This is a genomic window from Isoptericola sp. NPDC057191, assembly GCF_042670225.1.
Taxonomy (GTDB): domain Bacteria; phylum Actinomycetota; class Actinomycetes; order Actinomycetales; family Cellulomonadaceae; genus Isoptericola.
In genome coordinates this window covers 1-11,590 of record NZ_JBHUWC010000130.1, presented here as the reverse complement: position 1 = coordinate 11,590, position 11,590 = coordinate 1, and the positions used below count along the sequence as shown (strand labels likewise).

Annotated in this window: 13 protein-coding genes; 7 read left to right on the top strand and 6 right to left on the bottom strand. The window is 73.8% G+C overall.

Annotated features, from left to right (window positions below; translation table 11 throughout):
* Nucleotides 1-16: 16 nt before the first annotated feature.
* Both erpA and ACFT55_RS14840 read right to left on the bottom strand, forming a co-directional pair.
* Nucleotides 17-367 carry an iron-sulfur cluster insertion protein ErpA gene (gene erpA / locus ACFT55_RS14845; protein ID WP_380244610.1) on the bottom strand — a complete coding sequence of 117 codons (351 nt, stop codon included), beginning with the start codon at nt 365-367 and terminating at the stop codon, nt 17-19.
* Nucleotides 368-490: 123 nt separating this feature from the next.
* Nucleotides 491-961: a hypothetical protein gene (locus ACFT55_RS14840; RefSeq protein WP_380244609.1), complete on the bottom strand. Its 471-nt coding sequence runs from the start codon at nt 959-961 to the stop codon at nt 491-493.
* Between the two features lie 102 nt (nt 962-1,063).
* On the opposite strand from ACFT55_RS14840, the gene nadA reads away from it, so the two are divergent.
* The 3 genes from nadA to ACFT55_RS14825 are packed head-to-tail and all read left to right on the top strand — an operon-like array spanning nt 1,064 to nt 3,515.
* Nucleotides 1,064-2,281 (top strand): quinolinate synthase NadA, encoded by a 1,218-nt coding sequence (gene nadA, locus ACFT55_RS14835; protein WP_380244608.1) that lies wholly within the window; start codon nt 1,064-1,066, stop codon nt 2,279-2,281.
* Between the two features lie 41 nt (nt 2,282-2,322).
* Nucleotides 2,323-2,922: a DJ-1/PfpI family protein gene (locus ACFT55_RS14830; protein ID WP_380244607.1), complete on the top strand. Its 600-nt coding sequence runs from the start codon at nt 2,323-2,325 to the stop codon at nt 2,920-2,922.
* 56 nt (nt 2,923-2,978) lie between these two features.
* Nucleotides 2,979-3,515 carry an acyl-CoA thioesterase gene (locus tag ACFT55_RS14825; RefSeq protein ID WP_380244611.1) on the top strand — a complete coding sequence of 179 codons (537 nt, stop codon included), beginning with the start codon at nt 2,979-2,981 and terminating at the stop codon, nt 3,513-3,515.
* A gap of 57 nt (nt 3,516-3,572) precedes the next feature.
* Here the strand turns inward: ACFT55_RS14825 and ACFT55_RS14820 are convergent, their stop codons facing one another.
* Genes ACFT55_RS14820 through ACFT55_RS14810 form a run of 3 tightly spaced genes read right to left on the bottom strand, consistent with a single transcriptional unit; the run spans nt 3,573 to nt 7,528 of the window.
* Nucleotides 3,573-4,115 carry a hypothetical protein gene (locus ACFT55_RS14820; RefSeq protein ID WP_380244606.1) on the bottom strand — a complete coding sequence of 181 codons (543 nt, stop codon included), beginning with the start codon at nt 4,113-4,115 and terminating at the stop codon, nt 3,573-3,575.
* A complete protein-coding gene (locus tag ACFT55_RS14815; protein ID WP_380244605.1) occupies nt 4,105-4,611 on the bottom strand; it encodes a pyruvoyl-dependent arginine decarboxylase in 507 nt (168 codons plus the stop codon). Before ACFT55_RS14815 ends, ACFT55_RS14820 begins: the two co-directional genes overlap by 11 nt.
* Before the next feature lie 7 nt (nt 4,612-4,618).
* A complete protein-coding gene (locus ACFT55_RS14810; protein WP_380244604.1) occupies nt 4,619-7,528 on the bottom strand; it encodes a response regulator in 2,910 nt (969 codons plus the stop codon).
* Between the two features lie 148 nt (nt 7,529-7,676).
* Between ACFT55_RS14810 and ACFT55_RS14805 the strand changes: the two genes are divergently transcribed.
* Together ACFT55_RS14805 and ACFT55_RS14800 are read left to right on the top strand one after the other, a co-directional pair.
* The gene (locus tag ACFT55_RS14805; protein ID WP_380244603.1) at nt 7,677-8,042 is read left to right on the top strand and encodes a response regulator; all 366 of its coding nucleotides are present in this window, start codon (nt 7,677-7,679) and stop codon (nt 8,040-8,042) included.
* The gene (locus tag ACFT55_RS14800; RefSeq protein ID WP_380244602.1) at nt 8,039-8,350 is read left to right on the top strand and encodes an Hpt domain-containing protein; all 312 of its coding nucleotides are present in this window, start codon (nt 8,039-8,041) and stop codon (nt 8,348-8,350) included. Before ACFT55_RS14805 ends, ACFT55_RS14800 begins: the two co-directional genes overlap by 4 nt.
* A gap of 72 nt (nt 8,351-8,422) precedes the next feature.
* On the opposite strand, the gene ACFT55_RS14795 is transcribed toward ACFT55_RS14800, so the two are convergent.
* Complete coding sequence (locus tag ACFT55_RS14795; protein WP_380244601.1) at nt 8,423-9,847, bottom strand: dipeptidase; 1,425 nt, start codon at nt 9,845-9,847, stop codon at nt 8,423-8,425.
* Nucleotides 9,848-9,886: 39 nt separating this feature from the next.
* Here ACFT55_RS14795 and ACFT55_RS14790 point away from each other — a divergent pair, with 39 nt between their 5' ends.
* Together ACFT55_RS14790 and ACFT55_RS14785 are read left to right on the top strand one after the other, a co-directional pair.
* Nucleotides 9,887-10,501: a DUF3043 domain-containing protein gene (locus tag ACFT55_RS14790; protein ID WP_380244600.1), complete on the top strand. Its 615-nt coding sequence runs from the start codon at nt 9,887-9,889 to the stop codon at nt 10,499-10,501.
* A gap of 22 nt (nt 10,502-10,523) precedes the next feature.
* Nucleotides 10,524-11,537 carry an aldo/keto reductase family protein gene (locus tag ACFT55_RS14785; protein WP_380244599.1) on the top strand — a complete coding sequence of 338 codons (1,014 nt, stop codon included), beginning with the start codon at nt 10,524-10,526 and terminating at the stop codon, nt 11,535-11,537.
* Nucleotides 11,538-11,590: the final 53 nt, after the last annotated feature.

Genomic DNA, 11,590 nt, shown 5'->3' with positions numbered 1-11,590 from the left:
GGCCAGATTCAGCGACTCAGCTGAAGGAGCCGCCGCAGGCGCAGGAGCTGCCGGCGTTCGGGTTGTCGATCGTGAAGCCCTGCTTCTCGATCGTGTCCGCGAAGTCGATCTTCGCGCCCTCGAGGTAGGGCACGCTCATGCGGTCCACGACGACCTCGACGCCGTCGAACTCGCGCAGCGCGTCCCCGTCGAGCAGGCGCTCGTCGAAGTACAGCTGGTAGATCAGGCCGGAACAGCCGCCGGGCTGGACTGCCACGCGCAGACGCAGGTCGTCGCGGCCCTCCTGCTCGAGCAGGCTGCGAACCTTGTCGGCGGCGACGTCGGACAGGTCCACGCCGTGCGTGGCGATCTCGGTGGTGTCGGTCATGCTTCCTCCAACAGGCGGACCTTTGCGGCTGTTCCCGATCCTACGCGCGAATCTGGCGGGCGCGATGACGCGGCCCACAGGACATGTCGCGCGATGCCGTCACCCGGATGCCGTCGCCCGGCCTCAGGACCACGACGGCGCCCACGTGCGCGCGACGCGCACCGTCGCCGCCACGACGTCCGGCCCGGTCTCGTGCACCCCGCTGACCCCCGCCCCGGACCACTCCCGCCGGGAGACCTCGCTGCGCCCCGCCAGCACCACCACCGGGACCGCCTGCGGCGCGGCGGCGCGGACGGCGTCGGCCAGGAGCCCCTCGTGCAGTGTCGTCCCGTCCAGCACAGGAAGGTGCACGACCACGACGTCGGCCGCACCGGCGGCCTCTGCCAGGGGGCCAGGCCCCGGCGCGGGCACCGACCCCAGTCCCAGCGCGTCGAGGGGGACGAACACCCCGGCAGGTACGTCGTGCCGGGGCGCGACGGCGACCGGCACGACGACGGGCTCCACCTCGCACGACGGCGCGCCCGCGCGCCACGCCGACGCGAGCTCGGGGGCCAGGGTGTCGGCGTCCTCGCCGACGCAGAGCAGCACGTGCATCCAGCGATCGTGGCACAGGCCCGGCACCCAGCGGCGCCCAGCGGGGCATCCCGGACCGGACGGACGACGTCGCGCACGCGTGCGCTGTGGAAACATGAGCGGGTGACCACCCTGCTGAACGACATCGCGGGCACCTCGACCGGCTTCGTCGAGCCCGCACCCTCCGCGCTCCTGCTGCTGGGCCAGGGCCGCGACCTCGCCTCCGAGCGCGGCGTCGAGTGCACGGGGGCGCTGCCCGCGCCCTCGGACCCCGACCTGGTGGACCGGGCGCGCGCCGCGCGCGCCGCCCTGGGCGAGCGCGCCTTCGTGCTGGGGCACCACTACCAGCGCGACGAGGTCATCGACTTCGCCGACGTCACCGGCGACTCCTTCAAGCTCGCGCGCGAGGCCGCCGCCCGGCCCGAGGCCGAGTTCGTGCTGTTCTGCGGCGTGCACTTCATGGCGGAGAGCGCCGACATCCTGACCTCGGACGCGCAGCAGGTCGTGCTGCCCGACCTCGCCGCCGGGTGCTCCATGGCGGACATGGCGGAGATCGGCCAGGTCGAGGAGGCCTGGGCCGTGCTGCAGGACGTCGGGATCGCCGACGACACGGTGCCGGTGACCTACATGAACTCGTCCGCGGCGATCAAGGCGTTCACCGGCCGCCACGGCGGCACCGTGTGCACGTCGTCCAACGCCCAGGTGGCCCTGCGCTGGGCCTTCGACCGCGTCGGCGGCGTCGACGGCACCGGCAAGGTCCTGTTCCTGCCCGACCAGCACCTCGGCCGCAACACCGCCGTCCTCCAGCTCGCCCTGAGCCTGGACGACTGCGTGGTGTACGACCCGCGCAAGCCGCTGGGCGGCCTCACCGAGCAGCAGCTGCGGGACGCGCGCATGATCCTGTGGCGCGGGCACTGCTCGGTCCACGGACGGTTCTCGGCCCGCAACGTCGACGACGTCCGGGCGAAGGTCCCCGGCGTCGAGGTCATGGTCCACCCGGAGTGCAAGCACGAGGTGGTCACCGCCGCCGACCGGGTCGGCTCGACGGAGTACATCATCAAGGCCCTGGAGTCCGCCGAGCCGGGCAGCTCCTGGGCGATCGGCACCGAGCTCAACCTGGTGCGGCGTCTCGCCAAGGCGCACCCGGACAAGCAGGTGCACTACCTCGACTCGACCGTCTGCTTCTGCTCGACCATGAACCGCATCGACCTGCCGCACCTGGTGTGGGCGATGGAGTCGCTGGCCGAGGGGCGGGTGGTCAACCGGATCGTGGTCGACGCCGACGACGCCCACTGGGCCCGCGTCGCGCTCGACCAGATGCTGGCGCTGCCGGGGATCTGACGACCGGGCCGCGCGCCGGCCCGCACGACACGGGAGAAGGCATGAGCACCGACGGTGGCCTCCACATCGGCATCCTCGTGTTCGACGAGGCGGAGGAGCTCGACGTCGTCGGGCCGTTCGAGGTGCTCGCCGCCTGGGAGCAGCACTCCGCCCTGAAGCCGCACGTGAGCACCTTCTCGCGCGAAGGTGCCGGGGTACGCCTCGCGAAGGGCCTGCGGCTCGTGCCGGCGCGCTCCGCCGACGACGTCGGGCCGCTGCACGTGCTCGTCCACCCGGGCGGCTGGGGCACACGCGCCCTCGTCGACGACCCGGCGCACCTCGAGTGGTTGCGACAGGTGCGCGTCCAGACACCGATCCTCGCCAGCGTGTGCACGGGGGCGCTCGTGCTCGCGGCGGCCGGGCTCCTCGCCGGGCGCCCGGCGACGACGCACCACGACCACTACGACGACCTGGCCCAGCTCGACCCGAGCGTGGTCGTGGACACGGAGGCCCGGTTCGTCGACGACGGCGACGTCGTGACGGCGGCGGGGGTCTCGGCCGGGATCGACATGGCCCTGCACCTCGTGGCCCGCCTGGAGTCACCGGAGGTCGCCCGGGCGGTGCGCCGCGCGATCCAGTACGACCCCGCTCCCCCGGTCTGACCGGGCAAGGTATCTGCTACTGCCGGTCGCCGATATAGCCTGCGCAGGTGACCCGAATGATCCACCTCACCTGGGCCTCCCTGCGGCCGCGCAAGCCGATCCCCGGCCAGCGCCTGCTCGACCCCTCCGTGACGCGGCTGCGCGTGCACCCCGGCGACCTCGACCTGTACCTGCACGTCAACAACGGCTCGTACCTGCAGATGATGGACGTGGCGCGCTCGAACTTCATCGCCGACCTCGACGGGTTCGCGAGGATCGGCGACCGCAAGTGGTACCCGGTGGTCGCCGCGTCGACCATGACCTACAAGCGCTCGCTGAAGCTGTGGGACCGGTGCGAGATCACGACGCGCGTGCTCGGCTGGGACGAGCGCGTCGTGTACATGGAGCAGGTCTTCACGTCCCGCGGCCGTCTCTACGCCAAGGGCTACGTGGCCGGCCGCTTCCTCGGCCCCGGCAACGCGCGCGTCCCCGCCCCCGAGGTGGTCGCGCTGATGGGCCCCGACGCACCGGCCCAGAGCCCCGAGCTGCCCGCGGACGTCGCGGCGTGGGCCCGGGCCGTAGACGTGGCGCACCGGGACGTCGGCCGGGTCTGACGGTCCGGCAGGTCTACCAGGTCCGCCAGGCCCGCCGGGCCCGCCGGGGCCCCGGCGTCAGTGGAAGGTGGTCGCGTAGTAGGTCTGTCGGTCCACCGTCTCCACCGTGACGTCCTGCGTGCGCTCCAGGCGGCGCCGCAGGTTGTCGGCGAACCGCAACGAGTCGTCGTTGAAGCGGGACACGTCGTAGGCGCAGACCACGCGGTGCTCCGCGAGGTGCGAGACGAGGGCGTCGATCATGTCCATGAACGTGCGCGTGGCACGGCGGCCCGGGTGCGCGAGCGTGAACCCGATGTACCAGACGGCCCCGCGGGCCGCGTGCTCGGGGTACCGGGCGGCGAAGAACTCCGGGCTCACCCAGGGCACCGCCGCCAGGTCCGTGGCGAGCGTGGTCAGGCCGACCGGCTCCCCCGCCGCGTCGTGAGCGAGAAGCTTCAGCACGCGCGGGTCGGCCATCTCCTCGTCGAACTCCTCGCGGTGCAGCACGTGACGCGCGGCGGCACGCGTGCGCAGCGGCTCGAACGCCTCGAGGTACAGCCGCCAGAACTCCTCGGCGACGGCGCCCGTGACGGTCGGCTCGAACGTCACGTCAGCGCGCACCGCCCAGCTCCTCCCAGCCCGCCCGCTTGAACGTCGCGACGACGACGGCGCACACCGGCTGCGTCTCGCAGGCCAGGCCCGTGATCAGGCGACCGTCCGAGGCGTAGGCACCCCCGCGGGTCGCGGAGAGGTCCTCGAGGCTGTGCGCGAGGTCGGTGGCCACCTGCTCGTGCGACGGGCCGTCGTGCTCGACGAAGAGCCCGGCGCCGCTGCCGTCGTCGCGCCGCGACCACGCCACCCCGGCCCAGGCCTCGTGGCCCGGGAGCGAGGCGTAGCCGGCCGCGTACACGCAGTACAGGGCGTCCCCGTGGGCACCCGCCAGCTGGTCCCTGCCGTCCACCTCGAGGATGACGCTGCCCGGCGGCACCACCGAGCTGAGGCGCACGAGGTTGAAGTCGCCCACCCCCGCGGCGACGAGCGCAGAGTCGAACGCGGCGAGCGTGGTGCGGCCGGTGCCGGTACCGGCACTCACACGGATGGTCAGGGGCTCGGTCATCAGGTCCTCAGGGTCGGTGGGTCGGGGGCGTGTCGCCGGTGCGGCCGGCGGCGGCGTCGAGCAGGTCGAGCACCGGCCGCAGGACGGCGTCCGGCGCCTTCTTGCCCTTCGTGAGGAAGACGGTACTGCCGAGACGGAGGTCGTCCCGCTCCGTCGACCCCAGCTCGCTCCCCGAGTAGACGACGAGAGGCACGTGCTGCAGGCGGCCCCTCCGCCGCAGGTCGGCGACCAGATCCTGCCCGGAGCCGTCGGGGAGCTGCAGGTCGAGCACCAGCAGGTCCGGCTCCTCGCCGCGCGCCAGCGCCTCCCGTGCCTCCACGACGCCGCGGGCCGACGTCACGACGAGGCCGCCGTTCTCCAGGATGGCCACCAGGACGGCCCGCAGGTCGTCGTCGTCCTCGACCACCAGGACGCGCTCGTGGTGCGGCCGCAGCCGGATCACCTCGCGGACGGTGGCGACCAGGCGCTCCGGGTCGACGGGCTTGACGAGCCAGCCGTCCGCGAGCGCCGCGGTCTCGCGCGCGTCCCCGGGCGCCGTGCCCGACACCACGACGACCGGCAGCTGCGCGGTCGCCGCGGAGTGCCGCAGCTGCCGCAGCACCTCGGCGCCCCCGGTGCCAGGCATGGCGAGGTCGAGGACGATCGCCGCGGGGTGCTCGTCCTCGACGACGTCGACGGCGGCGCGCCCGTCGGTGACGCCGACGACGTCGTAGCCGCGCTGCTCCAGCACGGACCGCAGCACCTCGACGACGTAGGGGTCGTCGTCGACGACGACCACCCTCGTGGCCGCGGGGTCGCCGACCGCAGCTCCGGACGGGGAGCCGCCGAACGTCCCGGTCGGTGGTGCCACGCTCACGACGACGCGCGGCAGGGTGAGCCGGAAGCTGGAACCCTGGCCCTCCCCCGCGCTCTCGGCCCAGGTGCGGCCGCCGTGGCGCTCCACGACGCTCCGGGCGATGGCGAGGCCGAGGCCGGTGCCGCCGCGTTCGCGCGCGTCGGAGGCGTCCACCTGCTCGAAGCGGCGGAACACCGCCTCGAGCTTGTCGGGCGGGATCCCCCGTCCCTCGTCGTCGACGCGCAGCTCCACGAGCTCGCCGACGGGCGTGGCGAGCACTCGCACGGTGCTGCCGCGCGGCGAGAACTTCACGGCGTTGCTGAGCAGGTTGGTGAGGGTCTGCACGATGCGCTCGCCGTCGACGTGGACGACCTCGTCGGTGCCGGCCGGCACCAGGGCGACGCCCGCGTCGTCGGCGAGGATCGACACCTGGTCCACCGCGGCCGCGACGAGCGCGTCGACGCGGTGGTCGGCCAGCTCGAGCACCGTCGTCCCGGCGTCCATGCGCTCGACGTCGAGGATGTCGTCGACCAGGCGGCTGAGGCGTTCGCTGCTGGTGAGGGCGATGCGGACCATGCGCGCCGCCTGCTCGGACGACCGGTCGAGCACGCCGCTGTCGAGGAGCCCGAGCGCGCCGCGGATCGACGTGAGCGGGGTGCGCAGCTCGTGGCTCACGACGGAGACGAACTCGTCCTTGATGCGCTCCACCTCGCGCCGTTCCGTGACGTCGCGGAACACCACGACGGCCCCGGTCACGGTGCCGCCGGCGCGCAGGGGGCTCGCGGCGACCTCCACGGGCACGTCCTTGCCGTCCAGCCGTCGGTAGACGTCCTGCTCGGCGGTGGCCGTCACGCCGTCGCGCACGGCCTCGGTGATGTAGCAGCCGTCCGCGGGGTACGGGGTGCCGTCGGCGGCGGGGGCGTGGAACGTGGCGTGCGCGTCCCGTCCCACGAGGTCGTCGGCCACGGCGCCCAGGGTGCGGGCGCCGGCGGCGTTCACGAACGTCACCCGGCCGTCGGTGTCCACGCCGTAGATGCCGTCCGCCACCGACTCGAGGGTGCGCTCGCGCTCGCTGGCGAGGGCCCGGAGCTGTGTGGTGCGGTGCTCCACCCGCCGTTCGAGGCCGTGCCGGAGCGACTCGTTGTCGACGACCACGAGGATCTGCCGCACCACGACCGCCACGAGCACACCCACCCACAGCGCGTTCGCCATGCCGCCGAGGGGCTGCCCGGTCTGGCTGACCCGCACGAGCGCGGCGGCGAGGAAGATCGCGAAGGTCACGACGGTGCCGAGGACCGGCGAGCCGTCGGGGCGCTCGGACGCCACGGGGCTGCCCGACGCGGCGGGGTGGCGCGCGGCGACCGCGATGGCGAGGTATCCGCCCACCCAGGCGGCGTCGACGGGGCTGCCGAAGGCGAAGCCCTCCTGGGCGGACAAGAGGGCGAACGTGACGTCCGCCACGGCGTACAGGACGAACCCGATGCCGACGAGCCCCAGCGGCACGCGTTCCGCGGCGCTGGACCGGGTCAGGACGAGGACCGCGAGGGTGGCGAGCAGGGCGTCGACGACCGGCAGCGCGTAGGCGGTGAGGGAGGGTGCCGCGGACAGGGTCCGGCCCTCGAGCACGACGGCGAACAGGGCGATGTACAGGACCGAGCCGCCGACGACGACGCTGTCGAGGAACATGCGCACGAGCTCCTGGCCGCGTGGGCGTACCGTCGGGAACTGCGAGAGGCCGATGACGCCGAGCAGGAGAGCCGCGATGTAGGCGACGTCTCCCGCGTCGGGGTCGCCGACGAGGACGGCGTACACGTTCCCGAGCAGGCCCACCACGCCACCGAGCGCCAGCAACCCCCAGGCCCGCCGGCGCCGGCCCGCCGACCGGACGGCCCGCCACCCGCAGCTCAGCGCCGCGACCACGCCCGCGGCTGCGATCGCCGAGCGGGAGAGCTGCGCGCGCGCCGCCTGGTCCGTCGGCCCGGCGAGCACCACCACCAGTACCAGCACGGCGACGCCCGCGGCCCAGCACCAGCGCACGAAGGTGCTCTGTGCCCGCGCCGTCGCCCGTCGCGCGTCACCCATGGGGCGAGAGTAGGAGAGGTTGGCGTGCTCCGCCCCCGCACGGGCGCCCGGGGCGACGATGGGCGCCGTCCTCCGGGGCGCGGTACGGTCGAGCGACCGGTCAGGCTGACGAGGGGGGAAACAGCACGTGGCGACGGGGGGCCGACGCGTGGTGGTCATCGACGACGATCCGTCGATCAGAGAGGTCGCCGCGCTCGCGTTGTCGGTCGTGGGCGGTCACGAGGTGCACACGGCGGGCGACGGGGAAGCAGGGCTGGAGGTCGCACGACGGGTGCGGCCGGACGCGATCCTCCTCGACGTCATGATGCCGGTGCTGGACGGTCCCACCGTGCTCGGGCGCCTGCGGGCCGTCCCGGAGCTGCGCGAGGTGCCGGTCGTCTTCCTCACGGCCAAGGTCGGGACGCCGGACATCTCGCGGCTGGACGGCCTCGGCGCCGCCGCCGTGCTCACGAAGCCGTTCGACCCTCTGCGGCTGGCGGCCGAGCTCGCCGCGGCGCTCGGGTGGGTCGCATGACGTCGGCCGACCCGGAGGGCGGGCTGGGGGAAGCGGTCGTCGTCCTCGCGCGCCGGGCGCACGAGCGCAACGTCGGCCGGGCCCGGCGGATCGCGGAGCTGCTCTCCGCCCCCGGCGCGCCCCTCGACCGCGAGGTGCGCGACGAGGCCGAACGGCTGTGCCACACGGTCACGGGGTCGGCCAGCACCTTCGGCGACGCGGAGCTGGCCGCCGCGGCGCGGCACCTGGAGGCGGCGCTGCACGAGGGCCGTGACCACGACGTGCCGGCCGCCCTCGCCGCCCTGCGCGCCGCCGCGCCGCCCGACTGAGCGGACGGCGCGGCGCGCAGGACGTCGGTGCTGCGTCGGTGCTGCGTCGGTGCTCTGCGTCAGTGCCCGACGTCAGTGGCCGGCCGTCGCCATCCGGCTCAGCAGGAGCGCCTCCGCCAGGACGACCTTGCGCAGCTCGCCCAGGTGGACCGACTCGTCGGCGCCGTGCGCCCGCGAGTCCGGGTCCTCGACGCCCGTCACGAGCACGGAGGCCTCGGGGAAGAACTCGAGCAGGTCCGCGATGAACGGGATGGAGCCCCCCACGCCCACGTCCACCGGGTCGGTGCCCCACGCGTCGGCGAACGCTGCCCGAGCGGCGCGCATGGCCGCCGAGTCGTCGGCCGCGTGGAACGCACGTCCCTGCTCCCCCGGGCGCCACGTGACCCGGGCACCGAAGGGCGCACGCGCCTCGAGGTGGGCGCGCAGCGCGTCCTCGGCCGCCTGCGGCTCCTGGCCGGGCGGGATGCGCAGCGACAGCTTCGCCGCCGCGCGCGCCGCGACGGTGTTGGACGCGTGCGCCACGCTGGTCGCGTCGATGCCGATCACGGACAGCGCGGGCTTGGCCCACAGCCTGCCGGCGATCGTGCCCTCGCCGGCGAGGGTCACGCCGTCGAGCACCGAGGAGTCGGCCCGGAACGCCGCCTCGTCGTAGTCGACCTCGGGCTCGGGCGCGCTCACCAGGCCGGCCACCGCGACGTTGCCGGCGTCGTCGTGCAGGGTCGCGATCAGGCGGGCCAGCAGGGTGTTCGCGTCGAGCACCGGCCCGCCGAACATGCCGGAGTGCACCGCGTGCGCGAGCACCTCGACCTCGACGACGCCGTCGACCAGGCCGCGCAGCGACGTGGTCAGGGCGGGCACGCCGACCTTCCAGTTGGTGGAGTCGGCCACGACGATGACGTCCGCGGCGAGGAGCTCGCGGTGGTCGGCGAGGAACTGGCGGAAGCTCGGGGAGCCGGACTCCTCCTCGCCCTCGACGAAGACGGTGATACCGACCGGCAGGTCGCCGCCGGCCTCCTCGGCGAGGGCCGCCAGCGCCCGCAGCGCGCCGACGTGGGCGACCAGGCCGGCCTTGTCGTCCGCGGCGCCGCGGCCGTAGAGCCGGTCGCCGACCTGGACGGGCTCGAACGGGTCCGTCGCCCAGGTGGCGGCGTCGCCCGGGGGCTGGACGTCGTGGTGGGCGTACAGCAGCACGGTGGGACGGCCCTCGGGCGCGGGACGCCGGGCGACGACGGCGGGCGCTCCGGGCGTCCCGTCCGGGCGCGCGGAGCGCAGGATGCGCACGTCGGGCAGTCCCGCGTCGCCCAGCAGGGCGGCCACGGCCTCGGCGCTCGTCGCCACGTGTGCCTGGTCGAAGGCGGCGGCGGACACGCTCGGGATGCGCACCAGTCGCTCCAGGTCGGCCTGCAGGTCGGGGAACTGCCGCTCGACGTGGGCGCGCAGGGCGGTGGCGTCGTCGTGGGACGCGGCGTCCAGGGTGGTGTGGTGGGTGTCGGTCACGCGGCTCACGCTACCTGCGCGCTCGACTACCCTGGGTGCGTGTTCTCCCGCAACAAGTCCGACGCGACGCCGTCGTCCCCTGACTCTTCCGACCCCGTCGACGCGGCCGCCGAGATCGAGAGGTCGGGCGCGCCCTCCGGCAAGGGGCGTCCCACCCCGAAGCGCAGCGTGTCCCAGGCCGCGAACAAGCGGCCCCTGGTGCCGAACGACCGCAAGGCGGCGACGAAGGCGGCGCGGGAGAAGGCTCGGGAGCAGCGCAACCTCGAGTACAAGGCGATGCAGACCGGCGACGAGCGGCACCTTCCGCCGCGCGACAAGGGGCCCGTCAAGCGCTACGTGCGTGACTACGTGGACGCGCGCTGGAACCTCGGCGAGTTCTTCCTGCCCGTCGCGTTCGTGTTCATCATCCTCAACCTCGCGTTCAGCCGGAACGTCACCATCTCGGCGCTCGTGCTCATGCTGCTGTACGCCGTCGTGCTGCTCACCGTGGCCGACGCGTTCCTGCTGTGGCGCGGCCTCAAGAAGCGGCTGCTGCTGAAGTTCGGCGAGGTCCCCAAGGGCACGATGATGTACGCCGTCATGCGGGCGTTCCAGATCCGTCGGTCCCGCCTGCCCAAGCCGTCGTCGAAGAAGCACGGCGTCTGGCCGGAGTGACCTGTCGTCCTAGGGTGGACGCATGGTCAACTACCGGTACCTCGGCAACAGCGGTCTGAAGATCTCCGAGATCACCTACGGCAACTGGCTCACCCACGGCTCCCAGGTCGAGAACGACGTCGCGACGCAGTGCGTGCGCGCGGCGCTCGACGCCGGCATCACGACGTTCGACACGGCGGACGTGTACGCCAACACCAAGGCCGAGCAGGTGCTCGGCGACGCCCTCGCGGGAGAGCGGCGGGAGTCGCTCGAGATCTTCACGAAGGTCTACTGGCCCACCGGGCCTGGCGGCCCGAACGACACCGGCCTGTCGCGCAAGCACGTGATGGAGTCCATCAACGGGTCCCTGCAGCGGCTCGGCACGGACTACGTCGACCTGTACCAGGCGCACCGCTACGACACGGAGACGCCGCTCGAGGAGACGATGCAGGCGTTCGCCGACATCGTGCGCCAGGGCAAGGCGCTCTACATCGGCGTCTCCGAGTGGACCGCGGACCAGATCCGCGCCGGCGCCGCGCTGGCGAAGGACCTCGGCTTCCAGCTCATCTCCTCCCAGCCGCAGTACTCCATGCTGTGGCGCGTCATCGAGGAAGAGGTCGTGCCCGCGTCGCAGGAGTGCGGGCTGTCGCAGATCGTGTGGTCGCCGATGGCGCAGGGCGTGCTGTCGGGCAAGTACCTTCCCGGGCAGCCGCTCCCGGCCGGGTCGCGCGCGACGGACACCAAGGGTGGCGCACAGAGCATCCGCCGGTTCCTGGACGACGACGTGCTCACCCGCGTGCAGGGGCTGCGGCCCGTCGCCGACGAGCTCGGCCTGTCGATGGCGCAGCTGGCCGTCGCCTGGGTGCTGCAGAACGACAACGTCGCCGCGGCCCTCGTCGGCGCGTCACGGCCCGAGCAGGTCGCGGAGAACGTCAAGGCGTCCGGCGTCACCATCCCGGCCGAGCTGATGGCCCGCATCGACGACGTCCTCGGCGGCGTCGTCGAGCGCGACCCGGCGAAGACCGCCGAGAACGCCCCGGCGTCCCGCGTGGCCTGACTTCCGCGACCTCGACGTAGCGCTCCGGTCTCTTCCCCCGGCCGGGAAGGGAC